At 71.3% G+C, this 24,011-nt stretch carries 18 protein-coding genes; 10 read left to right on the top strand and 8 right to left on the bottom strand.

Features of this window, described 5'->3' with window-relative positions; genetic code table 11:
- Positions 1 to 56: 56 nt before the first annotated feature.
- Positions 57 to 2,981 (bottom strand): FAD-binding and (Fe-S)-binding domain-containing protein, encoded by a 2,925-nt coding sequence (locus tag ACIRQF_RS12220; RefSeq protein ID WP_404091399.1) that lies wholly within the window; start codon positions 2,979 to 2,981, stop codon positions 57 to 59.
- Positions 2,982 to 3,033: 52 nt separating this feature from the next.
- On the bottom strand, positions 3,034 to 3,495 hold the full coding sequence (locus tag ACIRQF_RS12215; protein WP_376631656.1) for a MarR family winged helix-turn-helix transcriptional regulator: 462 nt from the start codon (positions 3,493 to 3,495) through the stop codon (positions 3,034 to 3,036).
- Between the two features lie 92 nt (positions 3,496 to 3,587).
- On the opposite strand from ACIRQF_RS12215, the gene ACIRQF_RS12210 reads away from it, so the two are divergent.
- Complete coding sequence (locus ACIRQF_RS12210) at positions 3,588 to 5,423, top strand: ABC transporter ATP-binding protein (RefSeq protein WP_389753156.1); 1,836 nt, start codon at positions 3,588 to 3,590, stop codon at positions 5,421 to 5,423.
- A 287-nt stretch (positions 5,424 to 5,710) separates the two neighbouring features.
- Entirely contained in the window at positions 5,711 to 6,571 is an 861-nt protein-coding gene (mltG, locus tag ACIRQF_RS12205) for an endolytic transglycosylase MltG (protein ID WP_404091395.1), read from the top strand.
- Here the strand turns inward: mltG and ACIRQF_RS12200 are convergent.
- Together ACIRQF_RS12200 and ACIRQF_RS12195 are read right to left on the bottom strand one after the other, a co-directional pair.
- Positions 6,537 to 7,637: an NAD(P)-binding domain-containing protein gene (locus ACIRQF_RS12200; protein WP_404091393.1), complete on the bottom strand. Its 1,101-nt coding sequence runs from the start codon at positions 7,635 to 7,637 to the stop codon at positions 6,537 to 6,539. The genes mltG and ACIRQF_RS12200 overlap by 35 nt on opposite strands.
- Before the next feature lie 155 nt (positions 7,638 to 7,792).
- Entirely contained in the window at positions 7,793 to 9,004 is a 1,212-nt protein-coding gene (locus tag ACIRQF_RS12195; RefSeq protein WP_376631648.1) for an LLM class flavin-dependent oxidoreductase, read from the bottom strand.
- Between the two features lie 350 nt (positions 9,005 to 9,354).
- Here ACIRQF_RS12195 and ACIRQF_RS12190 point away from each other — a divergent pair, with 350 nt between their 5' ends.
- Positions 9,355 to 9,771 (top strand): secondary thiamine-phosphate synthase enzyme YjbQ, encoded by a 417-nt coding sequence (locus ACIRQF_RS12190; protein WP_376631646.1) that lies wholly within the window; start codon positions 9,355 to 9,357, stop codon positions 9,769 to 9,771.
- A gap of 308 nt (positions 9,772 to 10,079) precedes the next feature.
- On the opposite strand, the gene ACIRQF_RS12185 is transcribed toward ACIRQF_RS12190, so the two are convergent.
- The gene (locus ACIRQF_RS12185) at positions 10,080 to 10,988 is read right to left on the bottom strand and encodes a LysR family transcriptional regulator (RefSeq protein WP_404091389.1); all 909 of its coding nucleotides are present in this window, start codon (positions 10,986 to 10,988) and stop codon (positions 10,080 to 10,082) included.
- 95 nt (positions 10,989 to 11,083) lie between these two features.
- Here ACIRQF_RS12185 and ACIRQF_RS12180 point away from each other — a divergent pair, with 95 nt between their 5' ends.
- Positions 11,084 to 11,965, top strand: a complete 882-nt coding sequence (locus ACIRQF_RS12180) for a PhzF family phenazine biosynthesis isomerase (RefSeq protein ID WP_404091386.1) — start codon at positions 11,084 to 11,086, stop codon at positions 11,963 to 11,965.
- Between the two features lie 277 nt (positions 11,966 to 12,242).
- Here ACIRQF_RS12180 and ACIRQF_RS12175 read toward each other — a convergent pair whose 3' ends face one another.
- Positions 12,243 to 13,028, bottom strand: a complete 786-nt coding sequence (locus ACIRQF_RS12175; protein ID WP_404091383.1) for a MerR family transcriptional regulator — start codon at positions 13,026 to 13,028, stop codon at positions 12,243 to 12,245.
- Positions 13,029 to 13,200: 172 nt separating this feature from the next.
- On the opposite strand from ACIRQF_RS12175, the gene ACIRQF_RS12170 reads away from it, so the two are divergent.
- Positions 13,201 to 14,427, top strand: coding sequence for a serine hydrolase domain-containing protein (locus ACIRQF_RS12170; RefSeq protein ID WP_404091380.1), 1,227 nt, complete (start codon positions 13,201 to 13,203; stop codon positions 14,425 to 14,427).
- A 141-nt stretch (positions 14,428 to 14,568) separates the two neighbouring features.
- Here ACIRQF_RS12170 and ACIRQF_RS12165 read toward each other — a convergent pair whose 3' ends face one another.
- Entirely contained in the window at positions 14,569 to 15,447 is an 879-nt protein-coding gene (locus tag ACIRQF_RS12165) for a GNAT family N-acetyltransferase (protein WP_404091377.1), read from the bottom strand.
- Positions 15,448 to 15,796: 349 nt separating this feature from the next.
- Here ACIRQF_RS12165 and ACIRQF_RS12160 point away from each other — a divergent pair, with 349 nt between their 5' ends.
- A complete protein-coding gene (locus ACIRQF_RS12160) occupies positions 15,797 to 16,231 on the top strand; it encodes a VOC family protein (protein WP_389753114.1) in 435 nt (144 codons plus the stop codon).
- A gap of 284 nt (positions 16,232 to 16,515) precedes the next feature.
- Entirely contained in the window at positions 16,516 to 16,950 is a 435-nt protein-coding gene (locus tag ACIRQF_RS12155; RefSeq protein WP_404091374.1) for a hypothetical protein, read from the top strand.
- 571 nt (positions 16,951 to 17,521) lie between these two features.
- Here the strand turns inward: ACIRQF_RS12155 and ACIRQF_RS12150 are convergent.
- Positions 17,522 to 19,477, bottom strand: a complete 1,956-nt coding sequence (locus tag ACIRQF_RS12150; protein ID WP_382479021.1) for an amino acid transporter — start codon at positions 19,475 to 19,477, stop codon at positions 17,522 to 17,524.
- A 631-nt stretch (positions 19,478 to 20,108) separates the two neighbouring features.
- Here ACIRQF_RS12150 and kdpF point away from each other — a divergent pair.
- The 3 genes from kdpF to kdpB are packed head-to-tail and all read left to right on the top strand — an operon-like array spanning position 20,109 to position 24,009.
- Entirely contained in the window at positions 20,109 to 20,198 is a 90-nt protein-coding gene (kdpF, locus tag ACIRQF_RS12145) for a K(+)-transporting ATPase subunit F (RefSeq protein ID WP_266387857.1), read from the top strand.
- A gap of 8 nt (positions 20,199 to 20,206) precedes the next feature.
- Positions 20,207 to 21,871 (top strand): potassium-transporting ATPase subunit KdpA, encoded by a 1,665-nt coding sequence (kdpA, locus tag ACIRQF_RS12140; RefSeq protein WP_404091369.1) that lies wholly within the window; start codon positions 20,207 to 20,209, stop codon positions 21,869 to 21,871.
- The gene (gene kdpB, locus ACIRQF_RS12135; RefSeq protein WP_404091366.1) at positions 21,868 to 24,009 is read left to right on the top strand and encodes a potassium-transporting ATPase subunit KdpB; all 2,142 of its coding nucleotides are present in this window, start codon (positions 21,868 to 21,870) and stop codon (positions 24,007 to 24,009) included. Before kdpA ends, kdpB begins: the two co-directional genes overlap by 4 nt.
- Positions 24,010 to 24,011 lie beyond the last annotated feature (2 nt).

Genomic DNA, 24,011 nt, shown 5'->3' with positions numbered 1-24,011 from the left:
TCCGTGCCTGGGCCGGCCCGGGCGCCGCACGGTTGCCCCGGCCGGCACACCTCCCGCTACGGCCTTGTCGCGCGCTCCAGTTCCAGCAGGGCCGAGTAGTACGTGCGACCGGTGGCGCGGTCCATGCCGATCTCGCACATGCGGTTGGCCGAGAGATGCGCGTCGAAGGGCCGGGCGGTGACCTCGGCGGCCTCCCGCGCCGTGGCGGACGCGGTCAGTTCCGGGTGCAGCATGCCCCGGTCGCCGGCGAAGGCGCAGCAGCCCGCGTCGGACGGGACGACCACCTCCTCGGCGCAGGCCTCGGCGAGGGCGAGCAGGCTGTCCTCGTCGCCCAAGTGCCGCATGGAACACGTCGGATGGACGACCGCCGCGGCCACCCGGTGGCGTACGTCCAGGCGGGGCAGCAGTTCGTCCGCGGCCCACACGAGCGAGTCGAGCACGGTCAGTTCGGCGTGCAACTCCCGGTTGTCGTCGGTCAGCCAGGGCACCACGTCCCGCGCGATGCCCAGGGTGCACGAGGAGGCGTCGACGACCAGCGGCAGCCGCCCGCCCGCGGTCCATCCCCAGGCGGCCTCGACGATCCGGTTGGCCATCACCTCGTTGCCCCGCTCGTACCCCTTGGAGTGCCAGATCGTCGCGCAGCACGTGCCCGCGACGTCGCCCGGGATCCACACCGGCCGCCCGGCACGCGCGGAGAGGGCCACCACGGCCTCGGGGAGCGACAGGTCGTCGAGGCCGGCGGGATTGCCGAAGATCCGGTTCACGCAGGACGGGTAGTAGACGGCGACCGCGGCCGGCCGGTGGGTGCGGGGGAGGCGGCGGCTCGCGGGCCCGGGGATCTCGGGCAGCCACTCCGGGACGAGGCCGGAGCGCACGACCTTGCGGGCGAGTCCGGTCACCGACTCCATGAGCCCGTCGCCGAGCCGCGCCCCGGCGCCCAGCGCGAGCCGTGCGGAGGCCTCGACGGTCCGGAAGTTCCTGGCGGCGAGGGTGGCGATCCGCTCCTCGCGCGGAGAGTGCCGCTGGTGCCGGAACTCCTTCATCAGGGCGCCCGTGTCGATGCCGACCGGGCAGTCCAGCCCGCACGTGGAGTCGCCGGCGCAGGTGTCGACGGCGTCGTAGCCGTACGACTCCAGGAGCCGCGTCTCGACCGGGGCGCCGTCGGCCTGCCGCATCATCTCCCGCCGCAGCGCGATGCGTTGGCGCGGTGTGGTGGTCAGGTCGCGGCTGGGGCAGGTCGGTTCGCAGAAGCCGCACTCGATGCACGGGTCGGCGATCGGCTCCACCGTGGGAATGGTCTTGAGGCCGCGCAGGTGGGCCTGCGGGTCGCGGTCCAGGACGATCCGGGGCGCGAGCACCCCGTCGGGATCGATGACCTCCTTGGTGCGCCACATCAGTTCGGTCGCCTTCGGCCCCCACTCCAGCTCCAGGAAGGGCGCGATGTTGCGACCGGTCGCGTGCTCGGCCTTGAGCGATCCGTCGAAGCGCTCCACGGTCAGCTTGCAGAACTCGTCCATGAACGTCGCGTACCGCTCGACGTCACCCGGGTCGGCCGCGTCGAAGGCGAGCAGGAAGTGCAGGTTGCCGTGGGCGGCGTGACCGGCGACGGCGGCGTCGAAGCCGTGCCGGTCCTGGAGGTCGAGCAGTTCGGCGCAGGCCTCGGCGAGCAGCGCCGGCGGCACGGCGAAGTCCTCGGTGATGAGGGTCGTGCCCGGCGGGCGCGCGCCGCCGACCGCCGTCACGAAGGCCTTGCGGGCCTTCCAGTAGCCGGCGACCGTCTTCGGGTCGCGGGTGAAGGCGTTGCGTACGGAGGCGACCGGCGCGACGAGGTCCAGGCCCTCCATGACCCGGGCCGCCTCCTTCTCGTACGCCTCCTGCGTGGTCTCGTCCGGTGCCCGGAACTCCACGAGCAGGGCGGCCGTCTCCTTGGGCAGCTCCGCCCAGTCGGCGGGCACGCCGGGCACGCTGACCGAGGCCCGGAGCGTGTTGCCGTCCATGAGCTCGACCGCCAGCGCGCCGGCCTCGTTGAAGCCGGGCACGGCGGCCGCGGCGGCGGGCAGGGAGGGGAAGAAGAGCAGTGCCGTGGAGACCCGCCGGCCCAGGGGCACGGTGTCGAAGACGGTCTCGGAGATGAAGCCGAACGTGCCCTCGGAGCCCACCATCAGGCCGCGCAGGATCTCCACCGGGGTGCGTCCGTCGAGGAAGGCGTCGAGTCGGTAGCCGTTGGTGTTCTTGATCGCGTACTTGGCGCGGATCCGGGCCGTCAGCTCCCGGTCCGCCTCGATCTCGGCCTTCAGCGCCAGGAGCCCGGCGCACAGCCGCGGCTCCGCGCGGGCCAGTTCGACGTCGGCGTCCGGGTCCGCGGTGTCGACGACGGTGCCGCTCGGCAGGACGAAGGTGAGTGAGGCGAGCGTGCGGTAGGAGTTGCGGGTGGTGCCCGCGGTCATGCCTGAGGCGTTGTTGGCGACCACGCCGCCGATCGTGCAGGCGATGGCGCTCGCCGGGTCGGGGCCGAGTACCCGGCCGTACGGCGCGAGCGCCGCGTTGGCGCGGACGACGGTCGTGCCCGGCCGGATCCTGGCGCGGGCCCCGTCGTCCAGGACCTCGACGCCCGCCCAGTGGCGGCGCACGTCGACCAGGATGTCCTCGCCCTGCGCCTGCCCGTTGAGGCTGGTCCCGGCGGCCCGGAACACCACCTCGCGGCCCTTGCCGTGGGCGTACGAGAGGACCGCGGACACGTCGTCGATGTCCTCGGCCACCACCACGACCTGCGGCACGAAGCGGTAGGGGCTCGCGTCGGAGGCGTAGCGGACCAGGTCGGAGACCCTGGACAGCACCTTGTCCGGGCCGAGGACGGCGACCAGCTCCTCCCGCAGCGGCTTCGGGGTGCCCCGGGCCTGCAGGTCGGGCACCCGGTCGGGCGCGGGTCGCCGCTTCCCACCGGCGCGCAGGATCTGCGGATTCGGCTCCCGTACGGGCATGGCCAGGGCTCCCCTCCGGTGTGCGGCGTGCCCCGGTCCGAGCTGCCCGGTCTCAGCAGACGCGCTCCGGGTCGTGGTCGACCAGAGCGGACAGCAGACCTCCGAGCACCTCACGCTGTTCGACGGTCAGTGGGGCCAGCATGTCCTCTGCGGCGGCACGGCGCGCGCTGCGGAGCTCCCTCAGCGTGTCGCGGCCGGTGTCGGTGAGCTCGATGCGCACCACCCGCCGGTTGGTCGGGTCGGGCGCCCGGCGGACCCGGCCGGCCGCCTCCAGTCCGTCGACGAGCGTGGTGACGGCGCGGGGGACCACTTCGAGCCGGGCGGCGAGGTCGGCCATCCGGGGCGGTTCCGGACAGTGCGCGACCGTGCGCAGCAGCCGGGACTGCGCCGGCGTGATGCCGACCGGCTCCAGGTGCCGCTTCTGGATGCGGTGCAGCCGGCGGGTGAGGCGGAGCAGCTGCTCGGCGAGGAGACCGTCGGGGTCGGGGCTGCCGGGAACGGCCGGGGTGTTCATGACGGAACAATATCAGGACCATGTTCATTGTGAGTATAGGTAACAATGAGCTATGCTCTCATCGCCACACCCGCGAACCCTCGTAGGAGCCCATGCACCCGCACGACGAGTCCACGTGGACGCCCTCCGCCCGTGACCGCACCCGCCCCGAGGAGCCCGCCCAGCTGCGGCGCATCCTGAACCTCTTCCGCCCCTACCGGGGCCGCCTCGCCCTCGTCGGCCTGCTCGTCGCGGCGTCGTCGCTGGTCTCGGTCGCCTCGCCCTTCCTCCTCCGGGAGATCCTCGACACCGCGATCCCGCAGGGCCGCACCGGGCTGCTCAGCCTGCTCGCCCTCGGCATGATCGTCACCGCCGTGGTCTCCGGAGTCTTCGGCGTCCTCCAGACGCTCATCTCCACGACCGTCGGCCAGCGCGTCATGCACGACCTGCGCACCGCGGTCTACGCGCAGCTGCAGCGGATGCCGCTGGCCTTCTTCACCCGCACCCGCACGGGCGAGGTCCAGTCCCGCATCGCCAACGACATCGGCGGCATGCAGGCCACGGTCACCTCGACCGCCACCTCCCTGGTCTCCAATCTGACCGCCGTCGTCGCCAGCGTCGTCGCGATGCTCGCGCTCGACTGGCGGCTCACGCTGGTCTCGCTGCTCCTGCTGCCGCTGTTCGTCTGGGTCAGCCGCCGGGTCGGCCGCGAGCGCAAGCGCATCACCACCCGGCGCCAGAAGCAGATGGCAGCCATGGCGGCCACCGTCACCGAGTCGCTGTCCGTCAGCGGCATCCTGCTCGGCCGCACCATGGGCCGCGCCGACTCCCTCACCCGGTCCTTCGCCGAGGAGTCCGAGCGCCTCGTCGACCTCGAAGTGCGCTCCTCCATGGCCGGACGGTGGCGGATGTCCACCATCGGCATCGTCATGGCCGCCATGCCCGCCCTGCTCTACTGGGCCGCGGGCCTCGCCCTCCAGGCCGGCGGCCCCGCCATCTCCCTCGGCACCCTGGTCGCCTTCGTCTCCCTGCAGCAGGGCCTCTTCCGGCCCACCGTCAGCCTGCTGTCGACCGGTGTGCAGATCCAGACCTCGCTCGCCCTCTTCCAGCGGATCTTCGAATACCTCGACCTGCCCGTCGACATCACCGAGCCCGACGAGCCCGTCCGGCTGCCGAAGGCCGCCGGCGAGGTCGTCTTCGAGAAGGTCGGCTTCCGCTACGACCCCGAGGGCGAGGGCCGCCCCACCCTCGACGGCGTCGACCTGACCGTCCCGGCAGGCGGCAGCCTCGCCGTCGTCGGTCCGACCGGATCCGGCAAGTCCACCCTCAGCTATCTCGTGCCCCGGCTCTACGACGTCACCGAGGGCCGGGTCACCCTCGACGGGGTCGACGTGCGCGACCTCGACTTCGACAGCCTCGCCCGCGCCGTCGGCGTGGTCTCCCAGGAGACCTACCTCTTCCACGCCTCCGTGGCGGACAACCTGCGCTTCGCCAAGCCCGACGCCACCGACGAGGAGATCGAGGCCGCCGCGCGCGCCGCCCAGATCCACGACCACATCGCCTCGCTGCCCGACGGCTACGACACCCTCGTCGGCGAGCGCGGCTACCGCTTCTCGGGCGGCGAGAAGCAGCGCCTCGCGATCGCCCGCACCATCCTGCGCGACCCGCCGGTGCTCATCCTCGACGAGGCGACCAGCGCCCTCGACGTGCGCACCGAGCACGCCGTGCAGCAGGCCATCGACGCGCTCTCCGCCGGACGCACCACGCTCACCATCGCCCACCGGCTCTCCACCGTCCGCGACGCCGACCAGATCGTCGTCCTGGAGGCCGGCCGGATCGCCGAGCGTGGCACCCACGAGGAGCTGCTCGCCCTCGACGGGCGGTACGCGGCGCTGGTGCGCCGGGACGAACACACGAACGCGGGAGCGGTTGTTCCCCAGAACGTGTGATCGTGCCGGTTTTCGTTGCCCGGCTCCCGTGTGGCGGCTGATGATGACGGTGCGCAAGCGACGGGCTGCAGACCGCGACTGCGCAGTCCCACAGAAAGCTCTGCACGAGGAGAAGCACCACCATGAACGTCATCACCAACCTGCTCGCCGGCGTCCTCCACTTCCTGGGCTGGCTCGTCTGACGATCGCAGTGCACCGGCGCCGTCGGTCCCCCGTCCCAGGGGACCGACGGCGCCGCCGCGTGTGCGCTCCGCGATTTCGCGACTGCGCCGGGTTAGCGTGCGCCCATGACGTACCGGTCCTGGCAGCCCGAACACCGCCGCCGGCCCCGCCTCACCCGGCGCGGCAAGCTCGTCGTCCTCGTGGGCGCCGTCCTGGCGGCGGCCGCCGCGGTCGCCGTTCCCCTGCTGCTGATCGGCGGACCGGAGAAGCCGGCCCCCGAGAAGGAGCGCACCCTCCTCATCCCCGAGGGCTGGCGCGGGGGACAGGTGTACGCGGCCGTCGACCGCTCACTCGGTCTGGCGGCCGGCACCGCCCAAAAGGCCGCCCAGACTCCCGCCACGAACCTCGCCCTCCCCGCGGCCGCCGGCGGCAACCCGGAGGGGTATCTCTTCCCGGCCACCTACCCGGTCGGCAGGGCCACCACCGCCGAGGGGCTGCTGCGGTACATGGTCGACACCGCGGGGAAGCGCTTCGGCACGGCGCGCATCGCCGAAGGCGCCCGCAGCCACGGGCTGAGCGTCCACCAGACCGTCATCGTCGCCAGCATCGTCCAGGCGGAGGCCGACACCGCCGCCGACATGGGCAAGGTGGCGCGCGTCGTCTACAACCGGCTGGCCCGGGGGATGCCGCTCCAGATGGACTCGACCATCAACTACGCCCTCGGCCGCGACACCGTCGACACCAGTCACTCCGACACCCGCATCGACAGCCCGTACAACACCTACGAGCGCACGGGGCTGCCCCCGTCACCCATCGGGAACCCCGGCGACGAGGCCATGGCCGCGGCCGTCGCCCCCGCCCCGGGCGACTGGCTCTACTTCGTCACCGTCCGGCAGGGCGACACCCGCTTCACCGCGAACTACGCCGAACACCAGGCCAATGTCGCCGAGTTCAACGAGCAGCGACGGGCCGGGGCGAGTTCCTGAGCAGATCGCGGATCTCGGTGGCCGCCGCGCGGCCGGCCCGGTTGGCACCGATGGTCGAGGCGGAGGGCCCGTATCCGACGAGATGGACCCGCGGATCCCGCACCGCCCGGGTGCCTTCCACCTGGATGCCGCCGCCCTGCTCGCGCAGCCGCAGCGGGGCGAGGTGGTCGATCGCGGCGCGGAACCCCGTCGCCCACAGGATCACGTCCGCGTCGACGGTCCGGCCGTCGTCCCAGGCCACCCCGGTCGGCGTGATCCGGTCGAACATCGGGAGCCGGTCCAGGACCCCGCTCGCCCGGGCGGCGCGGACGGCGTCGTTCAGCGGCAGCCCGGTGACCGACACCACGCTCTGCGGAGGCAGCCCCTGCCGCACCCGCTCCTCCACGAGCGCCACGGCCGCCCGCCCCTGGACCTCGCCGAACGGGCCCTCGCGCCAGACGGGCTCGCGCCGCGTGACCCAGGTCGTCGCGGCGGCACGGTCCGCGATCTCCATCAGATGCTGGGTCCCGGAGGCCCCGCCGCCGACCACGATCACCCGCTGCCCCGCGAAGGCCTCGGGCCCCGGGTACCCGGCGGTGTGCAGCTGACGCCCCCGGAAGGTCTCCTGCCCCGGGTACCGCGGCCAGAACGGCCGGTCCCAGGTCCCGGTCGCGTTCACGAGCGCCCGCGCCGCGTACGCGCCCTCCGAGGTCTCCACGAGCAGCCGCCCGCCCTCGCCCTCGCGCACCGCCGTCACGTCGACGGGCCGGTGCACCCGCAGGCCGAAGGTCTCCTCGTAGTCGGCGAAGTAGTCACCGATCACCTCGGAGGACGGCCGCGCGGGGTCGGCCCCGACCAGTTCCTTGCCGGGCAGGGCGTGGATCCCGTGCACCTTGCCGTACGTGAGCGACGCCCACCGGAACTGCCAGGCGCCGCCCGGCCGCGGGGCGTGATCGAGCACGACGAAGTCCCGCTCGGGTTCGAAGCCGCTCCGCCGGAGGTGGTACGCGGCGGAGAGCCCGGCCTGTCCGGCACCGATGACCACCACGTCCACGTCGCGTGCCGCGTGTACCCCGAAATCGTTCACGATTCCACCAACCGTGGGCGGAGCGGGGATCTTCCCGGCCGGCCGGGCCGGCGGTCGGCCTCGAGCCCCGCCCCCGTCCGCCGACGGGTCCGCCGCCCGGCTTTGGGCCCGACACGGGGCCCGCGCCCCGCCCCCGGCCACCCGACCCCGGGTGGCTAGCGCCCGCCCCCGACGATCAGCGGCGCTCCACCCGGGGCCGAGGCCGGACGGCCGTTCAGCGCCGGGACGCCGAGCAGCGGGGACGGAGGCACGGTCGCGAGCAGGCCGCGCGCCGCGAGCTCCGGGGTCACGCCCTCGCCGAACCAGTACGCCTCCTCCAGGTGCGGATAGCCGGAGAGCACGAAGTGCTCGACGCCCAGGTCGTGGTATTCCTCGATCCGGTCGGCCACGTCCGCGTGGCTGCCGACGAGCGCCGTGCCGGCCCCGCCCCGTACGAGACCGACCCCCGCCCACAGGTTCGGCGCGATCTCCAGACGGTCCCGGTCGAGCGTGCCGCCCCCGTGCAGGGCGAGCATCCGCTGCTGGCCCACCGACTCGCTCCGCGCGAGCGCGGCCTGGGCCGCCGCGACGGACTCCGCGTCCAGGTCGGCGAGCAGCCGGTCCGCGGTGGCCCAGGCCTCACGGGCCGAGTCGCGCGAGATGGTGTGCAGCCGGATCCCGAAGCGCACCTCGCGGCCCCGCTCCTGCGCCAGGCGCCGGATCCAGTCGATCTTCTCCTTCACCTGCCAGGGCGGCTCGCCCCAGGTCAGGTACACGTCCGCGTGCTGGGCGGCGACCGGCCCGGCCGCCGCCGAGGAACCCCCGAAGAAGATCTCCGGCAGCGGGTCCGGCGGCAGCGCGGTCAGCCCTCCCTCCACCTGGTAGTGCTCGCCGTGGAAGTCGTACGGCCGCCCGCCCCACACCCCGCGCACCACCTCCAGGAACTCGGCCGTCCGCGCGTACCGCCGGTCGTGGTCGAGGAAGTCGCCGTATCGCCGCTGCTCGGCCGAGTCCCCGCCCGTCACCACGTTCAGGAGCAGCCGGCCCCGGGTGATCCGCTGGAACGTCGCCGCCATCTGCGCCGCGAGGACCGGCGACACGACCCCCGGACGGAAGGCCACCAGGAACTTGAGCCGCTCGGTGTGCTGGGCGAGCGCCGTCGTCGTCAGCCAGGCGTCCTCGCACCACGTACCGGTCGGCGTGAGCACCGCCTCGAAGCCCAGCTGCTCCGCCGCCTTGGCGACCTGCGCCAGATACGCGACGTCCGGCGGCCGCACGCCGCTCGCGGTCCGCCTCCGGCCGATGCCCCCGTCACCGTAGACGTGCCGGTCGACGAGGCCGCGGCCGTCGCCGCCGGTCGGCAGGAACCAGTGCAGGTGAACGGTCATCAGGGAGAGCCCTTTCCGTGAAAGCGCGCGGGGTCGGTCGCGAAAAGGCACGCCGCAGCCGGAGGAAGTGCGCGAGGGGACGCGAGGGGCACGACAGGGGTACGGAAACGCCGCACCAGGTCGTGGAGAAGGAGAGAGGAGAAAAAGAAGCCGTGAAAGAAGAAGTGAGAAGGCGTCAGCAGCCGCGCGGACACGCGGCGGAGGCCACCCGCAGCAGGTCGATGTGACCGCGCGTGGTGAGCAGGGCTGTACGCAACATGAGCCGAACGTAGCGAGCCGTTCCGCGCAGGGTCAACGACGTCTCGGAGCGTGGACGCGCGATCCTGACCCGTGAACGGCAGTATGGTCCCATGGCCTTCAGCACCAGGATCCTCACGCTCACCACCGGCTCCACGGAGACCGTCACCGATCTCACCGGCCACTGCGAGGACTTCCTCGCCCGTACGGCCCAGGGCGGCGACGGGCTCCTCAACCTCTTCGTCCCCCACGCCACCGCCGGCCTCGCCATCCTGGAGACCGGCGCCGGCAGCGACCGGGACCTCCTGACCGCCCTCCACCACCTGCTCCCCGCCGACGACCGCTGGCAGCACCGCCACGGCTCCCCGGGCCACGGCCGCGACCACGTCCTCCCGGCCCTCGTGCCCCCGCACGCGACGGTCCCGGTCATCGCCGGCCGCCTGGAGCTGGGCACCTGGCAGTCGATCTGCCTGGTCGACACCAACAAGGACAACCCGGAGCGGCAGGTGCGGTTGTCGTTTCTCGGGTAGCGGCTCGCTGCTGCGCGGGCGACCCAGGACTGATCGGGGCCGGTCCGAAGGGCCGGCGGTATGTCCTGGTGGGGTCGGGTCAGTCAGGTCGGGCGGGGGAGCCGGTGAAGTTCCGACTCCCGGACACCTGTCCGGACGGTGGCCGGGGCCGGACCGGCGGCGCGGTGGTTGCCGTCACGGGCGAGGTCAGCGAGATCGAACGCAGGCCGGGCGAAGGGATCCGAAGCGACCGGCCGACCTTGCAGCTCGCCGACCGGACCGCCAGCCGGACCGCCGGCCGGCCCGCTGTCCGCCCGGGACGACCGCGTTCACTGAGGGAAGTGGTGCGGCAGTTCGGCGATGAATGCCTCCGCTGCGGGGGAGAGCCAGCGCCGGCGGTGACGTGCCAGCTGGACGGCGACGTCGGGGAAGCGCGGTCCGGGCACCTGTGCCACCCGGCCCGCCGCGAGCGCGTCCGCGATGTTGGCGCGGGCCAGCAGGCTGAGGCCGAGGCCCGCGGCGACGAAGGACCGGGCGGCCTCCAGACTGCCGAAGCGCGTGATCCGGGGCTGAGCGCCTCCGGCCTCGGTGAGCAGCCGGTCGACGAAGCGGTCGCTGTACGAGCAGCCCTGTTCGTGCAGGAAGTAGTCCTGACGCGCCAGCTCCGCCCAGTCGGCGGGTGCATCGGCGGCCTTGCGGGCGACGGGGTGCCCGGGAGAGCAGACGAGGACCAGCGGCTCACGGGCCAGCGGCGTGCACGAGATGTCACGGAAAGCCGTCTCGTCCTCCAGGAGAAGCGCCAGGTCCAGTTCACCGGTACGAAGCGCAGCGACCGCGGTCGCGGTCGCCATCGTGCTCAGGTCCACCTCGATCCCCGGATGACTGCGCCGCAGCGCGGCGATCACTCCCGGCAGCCGCGCGGACACCAGCGTCTCGCCCGCCGCGACCACCACGCGCCCGTTCACCCGACCGTCCGCGCCACCTGCCGAGGCGGCGACCGCCCGCAGCCGTGACTCGGCCTCCAGCACGGCTTCGACCTGTGCCAGCGCCTCACGCCCGGCACTGGTGAGTACCACTCCGCGTGGCAGCCTGTCGAACAGGCGCAGGCCGAGCTCCTTCTCCAACGCCTGCACCTGGGCGGTGACGGTGGACTGGGCCAGGTGCAGCCGCTCCGCGGCGGCGGTCAGGTTCTCCGTCCGGGCAACGGCGGCGAAGGTGCGCAGCAGTCGGGTGTCCATGCTCGCGAACCTAACCGATTCCATCGGCCATATCGATGGATCGGATCGAAATCCATCGTTGGTAGGGATGTCTGCGCGGTGCCACAGTAGGGACCATGAACCTGATGACACGCCCCGAGATCCTGCGCTACGCCGCCTTCACCGCCGACCCCGCCGGTGGCAACCCGGCCGGCGTCGTCATGGACGCGGCCTCGCTGGACGAGGCCGCCATGCTCGCCATCGCCGCCGAAGTCGGCTACTCGGAAACCGCGTTCGTCACGGCCGCTGACGACACGGCACGCCGGTTCCGGCTGCGCTACTTCAGCCCGCTCGCCGAGGTCGCCTTCTGCGGACACGCCACCGTCGCCACCGCGGTGGCCCTGGCCGAACGGATCGGTCCCGGACCGTTCGTCTTCGACACACCGGTGGGTGAGATCGCCCTGGAGACCTCCGCCGGACCCGAAGGGCCCGTGACGGCGACGCTCACCAGCGTTCCCACCCGCTCTCGGCCGGCGAGCGACGAGGAGGTGAACGCCTCCCTCGCGGCTCTGCGCTGGTCCCCTGAAGACCTCGACCCCGCGCTGCCGCCGCACGTTGCCTTCGGTGGGAACGAGCACCTGGTCCTGGCCTCGGCCACCCGCGAGCGTCTCGCGGCCCTCGACTACGACTTTGACGCGCTGGCCGAGATCATGCACCGTCACGGCTGGACAACGCTCCAACTGGTCTGGCGCGAGACCCGGGAACTCTTCCACGCCCGCGACCCCTTCCCGGTCGGCGGCGTCGTCGAGGATCCGGCCACCGGTGCCGCGGCTGCCGCCCTCGGCGGCTACCTGCGCACTCTTGACGCCCTCCCGCCCACCGGCGTCCTCACCGTCCGCCAGGGGGAGGACCTCGGCCGACCCAGCCTGCTCCGGGTCGAAGCCTCCACCGCTGATCCGCGGGTACGGGTGAGCGGGCAGGCTGTGGCGATCACGGGTGCGAGCACGAGCACAGGCTGAGGAGCGCACCGAGCGCACCGAGCGCACCGAGCGCACCGAGCGCACCGAGCACGCCGCGCGCGACGTGCGTTCACGCCGCGCGCGACGTGTGCGTTCAGACCGCGCGCGACGTGCGTTCAACACCGCGCGCGGGTCAGGAAGATCTGGAACCCCTTTCACCCCTCCGGGACAGGACGAAAGGAGTCCGCCGCCCTGCGGCGCCCCGGTCCGAGGACCTCATCGGGCCGCACACGCTCGAGACGGGCCCCACCAGCCGAACCCCTTCCGGAAGGATCGGTCAGCGGTGGGGCACCGCGATGCCGGCGGCGCGCAGTTCCGTCTCGACCAGAGCGTTCAGCCGGGCTACGGACGGCGCCCGGTCCTCCATGTGGTGGTTGACCATCCCGTAGCGGGCGGCGCTGTCGGACCGCTCTTCGAACGCGGACGGCATCGACAGGAGTTCGCGGCGGGCCAGTAGTTTGGCGGCCAGTTCGCGGGCCAGTTCCTCGATCCGCGGATCGTCCGGATCCCAGCTCCTCGCCTCCCAGCCGCGCTTGGTGAGCTCGACGGTCTCGGGATCGGTGAGCGATTGTTCGAGCCAGGTCATGAAGCCGTCGAAGATCTCCGGGACCAGTGCCCGAGTCAGTACGAGGGCTTCTCGCTGACCCGTCACATAGGCGGGTTCGAAGCCGAGTCCGGCCAGTGCGTCCAGGATCGCGCAGGCCCGGTCGGGCAGCAGGGCGCGGTCGCCGTGGTCGAGGCGGTGCAGCCTGTCGCGGCGCGCGGTCAGGTCCTCGATCCGGGCGGTGAGCTCGCGGTGGACCTCCTCCAGGGTGGCGGCGAAGGCCTCGGGGCCGGCGTCGAGGAGGTCGCCGATCTCGACCAGGGGAACCCCGGCCACGGCCAGGGTGCGGACCTGGACCAGACGGAACAACTCGTCCGAGCGGTAGCGGCGGTAGCCGGAGGCGTCGCGTTCCGGCTCGGCGACCAGGCCGAGCCGGTGGTAGTGCCGCACGGTCTTGATGGTGACGCCCGCGTACGCCGCCGCCTGACCGATCGTGAGCCCGAGCCCGTCCGCCGTCACCCTGACGCTCCTCCGTGCCGATGGTCGTCGCGGGGCGAGGATAACGCCCTGGGCCCGCCCTTGACCTTGACCCTGGGTCAAGGCTGCAACCTCTTGCCACGGCCCTTCGGAGGGCCAAGCGGCCACCAGTGAGCGGCCGCGGGAAACGCGACCGCGAACAGGAGAAACGCCCATGGAAACGAACGGCAGCGGCTTCACCGAGGCGGGACTGCGCCGACTGCGCGAGGTGCTGGAAAGGCACGTGGAGTCCGGAAGGATCCCCGGTCTGGTCGCCCTCGTCGGCCGCGGCGGGCGGACGCACGTCGAGGCGATCGGCACGATGCGCCACGACGGCGGCCCGCCGATGCGGCGGGACACCATCTTCCGGATGGCGTCCACGTCCAAGCCGGTCACCATGGCGGCGACGATGGTCCTGCTCGACGAGTGCCGGCTGCGACTGGACGACCCCGTGGACCCGTGGCTGCCCGAACTCGCCGACCGGCAGGTGCTCAGGCGGCCCGACGGCCCGCTGGACGACACCGTTCCGGCGCGGCGGCCGATCACCGTACGGGACCTGCTGACCTCCACCTTCGGGCTCGGCACCGACTTCGAGTCGATGGCCTCGCCGATCAGGGCCGCGACCTTCGAGCGCCTCGACTACAGCGTGGCCTCTGGTCCGGCGCCTCACCAGGACGAGTGGATGCGCCGCCTGGGCGAACTCCCGCTGCAGTACCAGCCGGGTGTGCGCTGGCAGTACGACCTCAGCAACGAGGTGGCCGGCGTGCTCGTGTCCCGGGTCGCCGGACAGCCGCTGGAGGCGTTCCTGCGCGAACGGATCCTTGATCCGCTGGGGATGAAGGACACCGGCTTCCACGTGCCCGCCGACCGGATCGACCGGCTGCCGCCCCTGTACGGGCCCGACCCGCAGACGGGCGAGTTCGCCCTCTGGGACCAGGCGGCAGGGGGATTGTTCAGCGTCCCTCCCGTGTTCCAGGGCGCGGGCGGCGGACTGGCCTCCACCGCCGACGACTACCACGCCTACTTCCGCATGCTGCTGAACCACGGAGTGCACGACGGCGAGCGCATCCTGTCCCGGGCCGCCGTCGAGTTGATGACCACCAACCGTCTCTCCCCGGAGCAGATGAAAGCCCGGGGAGCGATGTTCGACGGCGTCGCCCACCTGTCGTCCGGCCAAGGCGCGGCAGGGGGCTGGGGGTTCGGCATGTCGGTGGGTACCGGCCGCGACGACTACGCTCCCGTCGGCCGGTTCGGCTGGTTCGGCGGCACCGGCACCACCGCGTATGCGGACCCGACTCACCAGCTCACCGGCATCCTGCTCACCCAGGTCGGACTGTCCACCCCGGATTCACCGCGGGCCATGGCCGACTTCTGGACCACGCTCTACCAGGCCCTCGACTGACCAGGTCCGCACCACCGGAGTGGACCGGGCGGGCGGGTCCGCGGCAGGCCGGGGCGGACACGGCGGCCGAGCCCTCGCTCGTATCGAAGGCGTGGACGGGCCGGCCGGGGCGAGACCCCGGTCCGGCCCGTCCGCTCTCCGCTAGAGGTCGAGCTGATGCTGGTGCGTCGTGTGCGTGGGTGTGTAGCCGAGACCGTCGTTGATCCGTCTCATGGGCGCGTTGCTGTCGGCGGTGTCGGTCAGGAGCCCACCGAGGCCCGGGTAGTCCCGCCGGGCCTGTCGGATCGACTCGGCCTTCATCCATCGGCCGAGGCCGTGTCCACGGTGTTCGGGCAGCACACCGGTGCCGTAGTGCTGGCCGTCCCCTGCGCCGTTGCCGGGGACGACGAGTTCGGTGAACCCGGCGACCGAGCCGTCGGAGGCGTCGACGGCGACGACGGTGTGCAGGTGGTCGCCGCGCTGTTCCACGGCCTTCGCCGCGGCCCGCACACGGTCCACGTCCCAGGTCACGGTGCCGCTGTCGGCGTCGTCCATGGGCACGTCGTCCATGGCGCGGCGTGAGGAGGCGAACGTCTGGGCGAGGTCGTCGGGAACGGTTCCCTGCCATGACATCAGCCGGTAGCCGGGATGCGGGCGCTCGACGATCTCGGCGAGGACGGCGGTATCCACGTCGGCCAGGGGCAAGCGGGTGAACCTCAGAGTGAGGACCTTCTGGAAACCGCGAGCTGCCAGGAAGCGGTCGCCAGGCGATCCGGCTTCCGCCTGCGCGACAACGCACCGTCGGGCGTTGTCCCGGGCCGCGGTCACGGCGGCGTCGAGCAGCCGGGAGCCGACGCCCTTGCGGCGCTCCGCGGGATGAACACGGAGGTCGAGCTCGGCCAGGTGCCCCTGTCCGCCGTCGAGCAGGCGCAGAAAGGCGGTCCCGGCAGGGACGGAATCCGCGTCCGACGCCAACCAGGCGAGACGCCGGCCGTGCGGCCCGTGAGCGGGGTCGGTCAGTGGGGTGATGCAAAGGGACAAGATGTCTCCGTCGTGAGGAGGTGGCAAAGGTCCGTACGCGAGCTCAACTCCCGGGCACTCCTGCGCATGTGCTCCACACCTCCTCGTAGACGGCGCCGGCCTGCACCGATGCAGGCGACCGGGTGAACCTAACCGGCCGATCGGTTCCTGGGCAACGGGTTACCGACCTCCGGCAGCACGCGAATGGCCGGCCGGGATCATCTCCCCGGTCCCCCTTGGGAGGCACCGACCCCGGTTCGCCCCCCCGCCCGACCGGCCGCACAGCAGCGGACAACCGGGGCCCTCCTCCCGGTGACGTGCGCACCTTCCCACCTGCGGAGACGAGCAGAGCCCCTGCTATCGTGCGCCGATGTCAACGATCAAGCAGCTCCAGGTGACCATCGACTGCGCGGAACCCACGCGCCTCGCCGCGTTCTGGTGCGACGTCCTCGGGTACGTCGTACCTCCGGTCCCGGAGGGTTTCGCCACCTGGGAGGAGTACGACCGTTCGCTGCCGGCGGAGGAGCGGGTCGTCTACTTCGGGTGCAGCGATCCCTCGGGTGCCGGGCCCCGCGTGCTCTTCCAGCGCGTTCCCGAGGGGAAGGTGGTCAAGAACCGCGTGCATCTCGACGTGCGGGCCGGCCTGGGACTCGTGGGGGAAGAGCGCCTGTCCACGCTCGAGGCCGAATGCGCACGGCTTGTCGCCCTCGGCGCGACCCATGTGCGCACGATGCGTGCCGACGGAGAGAACGAGTCCTGCATCGTGATGCAGGACATCGAGGGCAACGAGTTCTGCCTCGACTGAGCCTCCTCCGAGACTGCGAGGCGGCGAGCACTCCCCTGGCCCTCTCGGCTCCCGCATGCGGCGGGAGTTATCCCGTGAGGGTGAGGTTGGGTAGGCGTGCAATGCCGTGCATCGCGTCGGGCACACCGTCTCCACGGGCGGGGCCGGTTTGTGGCCGCGGCGAGTTGGGCGGGCTCAGTTTGGTGAACGGGGCTGCCCAGACACCTCAGGGCCCTAATTCGCCAAGTCGTACGGCCATAGCCGCTGTGTAGCCTGTCGATTTCGAACGAGCAAGGGGGAGGCGGGTGGACATCGAAGGAGCGCACGCTGCGATTCAGCTCCCTGAAGGGAACTGGTGGGACTGGGACGTGGTCGCCTGGGACGGTGGGCAGCTCAGGCTTGCTGCCGGCCACGATCTGGCTTACCACCACGGCCTGGAACTGGTCTTTGGCGATCCGTTCTTCGTCTGCTGCCCGTCGGCGTTTCACGATCCGACCTTCCGTGCACCGACGGCGGACGAGCTCCTCAGAGTCACGCGTCAGGTCGGCGAAAGGCCGCCCGTCGTGGTCGCCTTTGAGGCCGACGCGGGCGGGCAGGAGCTGGTCTCCTGCCTGATCGCAGCTGAGCGGTTCGATGTTGTCCAGGAACGCGTCCTGCGGTATGGGCGCGAGGATGCAGGTCCGGATCAGCGCTTCGCCCCCTGGGTGCGGTCTCCGGACCAGCAAGCGGCCTCTGGTTAGGCGGCGAATGGGGGACTGTCCCCGCGTGGCTGAGCGCCACGCTGACCGGAGGCTCGCTGCTCCTCGGCTTCTACATCCTGCTCCGTGACCGGCGGAAAGAAGAGCGGCAGGAGGCCTTGAAGCTCGTGATCACTGGCCTGCATCGCGACGCCGACGAAGAGCACAGCTTCCTTCGGATCGGTTACGCAATACGGCTGACCGCCCCTTCTACGGGCCGACAGTCCTTTATGGCCGAGACGGTGAGGTCGGACGCCTGTACTTCGAGGACGACCTGGTGGAGCCCGGGCAGGAAGTCACAGCGCAAGTACCGCGCTACCTCGAAGGAAAGCGGACCGTCCCGCTGGGCGTGCTCTTCCAGGACAGCAATGGATACACGTGGGTCAGGGACGTGACCTCTTTCAGTCTCCAGAAGAGGCGGGATGTCCGACGGGGGCATCCCAGCATGCAGCTCCTCCGGCCGGGCCTCTTTGGTACGTGGCGCATGTATGCCGACCGTCAGCGGACCCTTCGCAGGGGGTGATGCGCATCAGTAGCGGACCCGCCGCGCCCGGCACCGGCGGGTGGCTTCGGGTCAGCCCACGTGGACGCGGGGGCGGCGGTCCCGGTCGGGCTCCGCTTCGCGCAGCACCTCGCGGGTGACGGGGGCGACCTCGCCCTGGCCGAAGAGGAAGAAGCGGACGAAGTTGGCGAAGGGGTTGCCCTCGGTCCACTCGAAGTAGATGTGCGGGCTGGTGCCGGTCATGTCACGGGAGTGCAGGAGCAGCGCGGCGAGGGCGTTGGGGACCGAGGAGCTCTCCAGGGTGAGGACCCGGTAGCGGTCGTGCAGGACCTCGCCGCGGACGGTCAGCCCGGCCTCGAACTCCGACGGGTCGGTGACCGTCACCTCGACGAAGACGAAGTCCTCGGTGGTCGGCAGGTCGTTGTCGGCGCGCATCTGCTCGATCTTGTCGCGGTACTCGGCGACGTCCCGCCGGTCCGGCTCGTTGGCGATGAAGCGCGGGGTGCGGCTGGCGATGTCCCGGACGAAGCGTTCGGCCATGTCGTCGAGTTCGACGTGGGTGACGCGCAGTTCGAAGGCGCGGCCGAGCCGGGACAGGAGCGAGATGAGGATGATGCCGGCGATGAAGCAGGCACCGATCTTCACGCCGTCCGGGCGCTCGATGATGTTGACGACGGTGGTGTAGAGGAAGACGGCGGAGATGACGCCGAAGCCGACCGCCCAGCCGCGCTGGCCTGCCTTGCGGGCGGCGATGGTGACGGCGATGGCGGCGGAGCAGATCAGGACGAGGACACCGGTGGCGTACGCGCCGCCCTGGGCGTCGACGTCGGCGTCGAAGATCCAGGTGACGAGGAAGGCGACCAGGATGAAGACGATGACCATGGGGCGGACGGCCCGGGCCCAGTGCGGGGCCATGCCGTACTTGGGGAGGTAGCGCGGCATCAGATTGAGCAGGCCGGCCATGGCGGACGCGCCGGCGAACCAGAGGATGGCGATCGTGGAGACGTCGTAGACCGTGCCGAAGGTGTTGCCGAGGTACTCGTGCGCGAGGTAGGCGAGCGCGCGGCCGTTGGCCTTTCCGCCGGGCTCGAACTCGTCCTGCGGGATGAGGACGGTGGTGATGAAGCTGGTCGTGATGAGGAAGACGCTCATGATGACCGCTGCGGTCGTCAGGAGCTTCTTCGTGCCGCGGATCCGGCCGGCGGGCTCGGCCTCGGTGTCGTCCCGGTCGCCCTTGACGTGCGGCATCACCGCCACACCGGTCTCGAAGCCGGACAGACCCAGGGCGAGCTTGGGGAAGACGAGCAGGGCGACGCCGACCATGGCGAAGACGTTGCCGTGCTCGGCGGTGAGGGCGGCGGTCCAGTCGGTGACGACGTGCCCCTCGGTCAGCACGTGGTAGAGGCCGCTGACCACCACGACGACATTGAGCGCCAGATACACCCCGACGAGCGCCACGGCGACGCCGATCGCCTCCAGGAAGCCCTTGAGGAACACCGCGCCGAGCAGCGCGATCAGGATCATGGTGATCAGGAGCTGTTTGTTGTGGAGCGCCTCTTCGAGGTGCGGGTTCTCCACCAGGTGGGTGGAGGCGTCGGCCGCCGACAGGGTGATGGTGATGAGGAAGTCGGTCGCGGCGAAGCCGAGCAGGGTGAGGACGAAGAGCTTGCCCTTCCAGAAGGACAGCAGGCGCGACAGCATCGCGATCGAGCCCTCGCCGTGCGGACTCTCCTCGGCCACCCGGCGGTAGACCGGCAGCGCCCCCGCCAGGGTGACGATCACGAGCACGATCGTGGCGACGGGGGAGAGGAGACCGGCCGCCAGGGCGGCGATGCCCGGCTGGTATCCGAGGGTCGAGAAGTAGTCGACACCGGTCAGGCACATCACCCGCCACCAGGGCTGGCCCTTGTGCCCGGCGTCCGCGGCCGGCTCCACGGGGCGGGACGGCCTGCCCTTCCCCATGTCGGAGAGCCCCTCCAGCATCCACGCACGCAGTCGCCCGGTGCGCGTGTCGGTCTTGGTGGCCATGGGGGTGCTCCTGGGGGGCGGTTCGGTGAGAGGTTTCCGGCCATCGCACGGATGGCCGAGTCAGCGTAAGCAGCGGGGGACCCGTCGGCTCGGCCCCAGGCGTCAGGGAAGCGTCAAGATCCCCCGGTCGGGCGTCGGATGTCTCACACCGGTCGGCGCGGCCGGCGCCCGCCCTACCGCCGGGCACGGGCGCCGTCGCGGGCGGGTTCCGCTTCCGGTGCCGGCCACCGGAAGCGTCCGGACGGCGTAACGGGCCCACCGTGCGGGGTCACCGCGCCGCACCGGAAGCAGACCCCGCCTCGCGCCTCGGACGGCCGGGGAGTGTCCGTCCCGGACGGGCGGGCGGGCGGACAGACGGACGGACGGGCCGGCGGGCCGACGGACGGACAGACAGGGGAGTGGCGCGTTCCGCTCCCGGCCCACCGCGGCGTAGGGGATGCGTCAAGAGCGCACTGCGGAGCGTATGAGGGGCGTTAACGAGAGCCGCCACCCGGCTGAAAAGCGGTTCTCTCGTCTCGTCCGAGAATCCGTTCTTCACTCAGGAGCTCACGATGGCCGACGTGGCCTTCGTCGTCACCACGATCGCGGTCTTCGCGCTGGTGGCCTTCATCGCCAAGGGGGTGGCCAAGCCGTGACCGCCGAAAACATCGTCGGTCTGCTCGTGGCCGTCGCCCTCCTCGGTTATCTCGTCCTCGCCCTCGTCAAGCCGGAGAGGTTCTGAGCACGGATATGAGTCCCGTTCTCGCTGGAGTCCTCCAGCTCCTCGCGCTGGTCGTCGCCCTCGGGCTGTCGTACCGCCCGCTCGGTGACCACATGGCGCGCGTCTACTCCTCCGACAAGCACCTGCGTGTGGAGAAGTGGATCTACAAGGGCATCGGCGCCGACCCGCACGTCGAGATGCGCTGGCCCGCGTACCTGCGGGGGGTGCTCGCCTTCTCCGCGGTGAGCGTCCTCTTCCTCTACCTGCTGCAGCGGCTGCAGGGCTCGCTGCCCGGCTCCCTCGGCTTCGTGTCGATCGACCCGGACCAGGCCTTCAACACGGCCGCGTCCTTCGTCGCGAACACCAACTGGCAGTCGTACTACGGCGAGCAGGCCATGGGCCACGTGGTGCAGACCGGCGGCCTGGCGGTGCAGAACTTCGTCTCCGCGGCGGTCGGCATCGCGGTCGCCGTCGCGCTGGTCCGCGGCTTCGCCCGGTCCCGTACCGGTGAGCTGGGCAACTTCTGGGCCGACCTGGTCCGTGGCGTCGTCCGCATCCTCCTGCCGATCTCCGTCGTCGGCGCGCTCGTCCTGGTGGCGTGCGGAGCGATCCAGAACTTCGCCGGCATCCACGAGGTCGGCCAGTTCACCGGCGGCACGCAGCAGTGGAACGGCGGCGCCGTGGCCTCGCAGGAGGTCATCAAGGAGCTGGGCACGAACGGCGGCGGCTACTTCAACGCCAACTCGGCCCACCCCTTCGAGAACCCCAACGGTCTTTCCAACCTCTTCGAGATCTACCTGATCCTCGTCATCCCCTTCGCGCTCACCCGCACCTTCGGCCGCATGGTCGGCTCGATCAGGCAGGGCTACGCGATCCTCGGCACGATGGCCGTGATCTGGCTCGGGTTCACCGCGCTGATGATGTGGACCGAGTTCGCGGGCAAGGGCACGGCGTTCGAGATCGCCGGCGGAGCCATGGAGGGCAAGGAGACCCGCTTCGGCATCGGGGCCTCGGCGATCTTCTCGGTCGCCACCACGCTCACCTCGACGGGCGCGGTGAACTCCTTCCACTCCTCGAACACGGGCTTCGGCGGCGGGATCGACCTGCTGGGCATGCAGCTCGGCGAGATCGCGCCCGGCGGTGTGGGTTCCGGCCTCTACGGCATGCTGGTCATGGCGGTCCTCGCGGTGTTCATCGCCGGACTGATGGTCGGCCGCACCCCGGAGTACCTGGGCAAGAAGATCGGCACGCGAGAGATCACGTTTGCCGCGCTGTACATCCTGGTCACCCCGGCGCTCGTGCTCTGCTTCACGGCCGTGGCGATGGCGCTGCCGACACCGGTGCACTCGATGACCAACTCGGGAGCCCACGGCTTCTCCGAGATCCTCTACGCCTACACGTCGGGCGCCAACAACAACGGCTCGGCCTTCGCCGGTCTGAACGCCGACACCCAGTGGTTCAACTCGACGATCGGCATCGCGATGCTGTTCGGCCGGTTCCTGCCCATGGTGTTCGTCCTCGCGCTGGCCGGTTCGCTCGCCGAGCAGAAGCCCGTCCCCGAGACCGCGGGCACGCTGCGGACCGAGAAGCCGCTGTTCACCGGCCTGCTCGTCGGCACGATCATGATCATCACCGGTCTCACCTACTTCCCGGCCCTGGCTCTTGGCCCGCTCGCCGAAGGGCTCGCGGCATGAACATCGACGTAAAGAAGCACGAGGACGCCATGTCCACCGCCACTCCGACGGAGGCGCCGCACGGCGACCTGTCCGCCGCCCACGAGCCGGCCGGACGTGTCGGCGGAGGCCTTTTCGACCCGAAGCAGCTGGTCAGGTCCTTCCCGGACGCGATCCGGAAGCTGGACCCGCGCGTGATGGTCAAGTCGCCGGTCATGTTCGTGGTGCTCGTCGGCTCGGTGGTCACCACCGCGCTCGCGATCAGGAACCCGGGCGACTGGTTCGGCTGGGCGATCACCGCCTGGCTGTGGCTGACCACGATCTTCGCCAACCTGGCGGAGGCCGTCGCCGAAGGCCGTGGCAAGGCCCAGGCCGACACACTCCGCAAGGCCAAGACCGACACCGTCGCCCGCCGCCTCACCAAGGACGGCAGGGGCGAGGAGCAGGTGCCCGGCACCGGGCTGCGGATCGGCGACCGGGTGGTCTGCGAGGCCGGCGACGTCATCCCCGGCGACGGTGACGTCGTCGAGGGCGTCGCGTCCGTGGACGAGTCGGCGATCACCGGCGAGTCCGCCCCCGTCATCCGCGAGTCCGGCGGCGACCGGTGCGCGGTCACCGGCGGCACGAAGGTACTGTCCGACCGGATCGTCATCAAGATCACGACGAAGCCCGGCGAGACGTTCATCGACCGCATGATCAACCTGGTCGAGGGCGCGGCACGGCAGAAGACCCCGAACGAGATCGCCCTCAACATCCTGCTGGCCTCCCTCACCATCGTCTTCCTGCTCGCCGTGGTCACCCTGAAGCCCTTCGCGATCTACGCCGGGGCCGACAAGCAGACCTCGATGATCGTCCTCACGGCGCTCCTGGTCTGCCTCATCCCGACGACGATCGGCGCCCTGCTCTCCGCGATCGGCATCGCCGGCATGGACCGGCTCGTCCAGCGCAACGTCCTGGCGATGTCCGGGCGGGCGGTCGAGGCCGCCGGCGACGTGTCCACCCTGCTGCTCGACAAGACCGGCACCATCACCCTCGGCAACCGGCAGGCCGCCGAGTTCGTCCCGGTCAAGGACACCACCGCGGCCGAACTGGCGGACGCCGCGCAGCTCTCCTCGCTCGCCGACGAGACGCCCGAGGGCCGCTCCGTCGTCGTCCTGGCCACGGAGAAGTACGGTCGGCGCGAGCGTCACCAGGGCGAACTCGCAAACGCCCAGTGGATCGCGTTCACCGCCCAGACCCGCATGTCCGGGGTCGACATGGACGGCGTGCGGACCCGCAAGGGCGCGGCCGGTTCCGTCATCGCCTGGGTCCGCGAGCGGGGCGGCGAGGTCGCCACCGACGCCGAGACCCTGGCCGAAAGGATCTCCGAGGCGGGCGGCACACCGCTGCTCGTCGCGGTCGACGACGCCAAGGGCGCGCGTGTCCTGGGTGTCGTCCACCTGAAGGACGTCGTGAAGGAGGGCATGCGGGAGCGGTTCGACGAGCTGCGCCGCATGGGCATCAAGACGATCATGATCACGGGCGACAACCCGCTGACCGCGAAGGCCATCGCGGAGGAGGCGGGCGTCGACGACTTCCTCGCCGAGGCCACCCCCGAGGACAAGATGGCCCTCATCAAGCGCGAGCAGGCCGGCGGCAAGCTCGTGGCGATGACCGGCGACGGCACGAACGACGCACCGGCCCTCGCGCAGGCGGACGTCGGCGTGGCGATGAACACGGGCACGTCGGCCGCGAAGGAGGCCGGCAACATGGTGGACCTCGACTCGAACCCGACCAAGCTCATCGAGATCGTCGAGATCGGCAAGCAACTCCTCATCACCCGCGGCGCGTTGACGACCTTCTCGATCGCCAACGACGTGGCCAAGTACTTCGCCATCATCCCGGCCATGTTCGCGGTGGCCTACCCGTCCCTCGACAGGCTGAACGTCATGGGCCTCGCCTCACCCGAGTCCGCGATCCTGTCGGCCGTCATCTTCAACGCGCTGATCATCGTGGCCCTCGTCCCGCTCGCCCTCAAGGGCGTGCGCTACCGGCCCTCCAGCGCCGACTCGATGCTCCGCCGCAACCTCGGGATCTACGGCCTCGGCGGCCTCATCGCCCCGTTCGCCGGCATCAAGCTCATCGACCTGCTCCTCTCTCTCATCCCCGGAATCGGCTGACC

It is taken from the genome of Streptomyces sp. NPDC101191 (assembly GCF_044767915.1).
Lineage (GTDB): Bacteria > Actinomycetota > Actinomycetes > Streptomycetales > Streptomycetaceae > Streptomyces.
The sequence above is the reverse complement of the archived record's forward strand: the minus strand, read 5'-3'. Positions and strand labels throughout refer to the sequence as shown.

Excerpts from the sequence above, each read along its gene's own strand:
- ACIRQF_RS12170 (WP_404091380.1), top strand. The coding sequence starts at position 13,201 with ATGGAAACGAACGGCAGCGGCTTCACCGAGGCGGGACTGCGCCGACTG.
- ACIRQF_RS12220 (WP_404091399.1), bottom strand. The coding sequence starts at position 2,981 with ATGCCCGTACGGGAGCCGAATCCGCAGATCCTGCGCGCCGGTGGGAAG.
- kdpB (WP_404091366.1), top strand. The coding sequence starts at position 21,868 with ATGAACATCGACGTAAAGAAGCACGAGGACGCCATGTCCACCGCCACT.
- ACIRQF_RS12185 (WP_404091389.1), bottom strand. The coding sequence starts at position 10,988 with ATGGACACCCGACTGCTGCGCACCTTCGCCGCCGTTGCCCGGACGGAG.
- ACIRQF_RS12160 (WP_389753114.1), top strand. The coding sequence starts at position 15,797 with ATGTCAACGATCAAGCAGCTCCAGGTGACCATCGACTGCGCGGAACCC.
- mltG (WP_404091395.1), top strand. The coding sequence starts at position 5,711 with ATGACGTACCGGTCCTGGCAGCCCGAACACCGCCGCCGGCCCCGCCTC.
- kdpA (WP_404091369.1), top strand. The coding sequence starts at position 20,207 with ATGAGTCCCGTTCTCGCTGGAGTCCTCCAGCTCCTCGCGCTGGTCGTC.
- ACIRQF_RS12210 (WP_389753156.1), top strand. The coding sequence starts at position 3,588 with ATGCACCCGCACGACGAGTCCACGTGGACGCCCTCCGCCCGTGACCGC.
- ACIRQF_RS12190 (WP_376631646.1), top strand. The coding sequence starts at position 9,355 with ATGGCCTTCAGCACCAGGATCCTCACGCTCACCACCGGCTCCACGGAG.
- ACIRQF_RS12195 (WP_376631648.1), bottom strand. The coding sequence starts at position 9,004 with ATGACCGTTCACCTGCACTGGTTCCTGCCGACCGGCGGCGACGGCCGC.
- ACIRQF_RS12215 (WP_376631656.1), bottom strand. The coding sequence starts at position 3,495 with ATGAACACCCCGGCCGTTCCCGGCAGCCCCGACCCCGACGGTCTCCTC.
- ACIRQF_RS12150 (WP_382479021.1), bottom strand. The coding sequence starts at position 19,477 with ATGGCCACCAAGACCGACACGCGCACCGGGCGACTGCGTGCGTGGATG.
- ACIRQF_RS12180 (WP_404091386.1), top strand. The coding sequence starts at position 11,084 with ATGAACCTGATGACACGCCCCGAGATCCTGCGCTACGCCGCCTTCACC.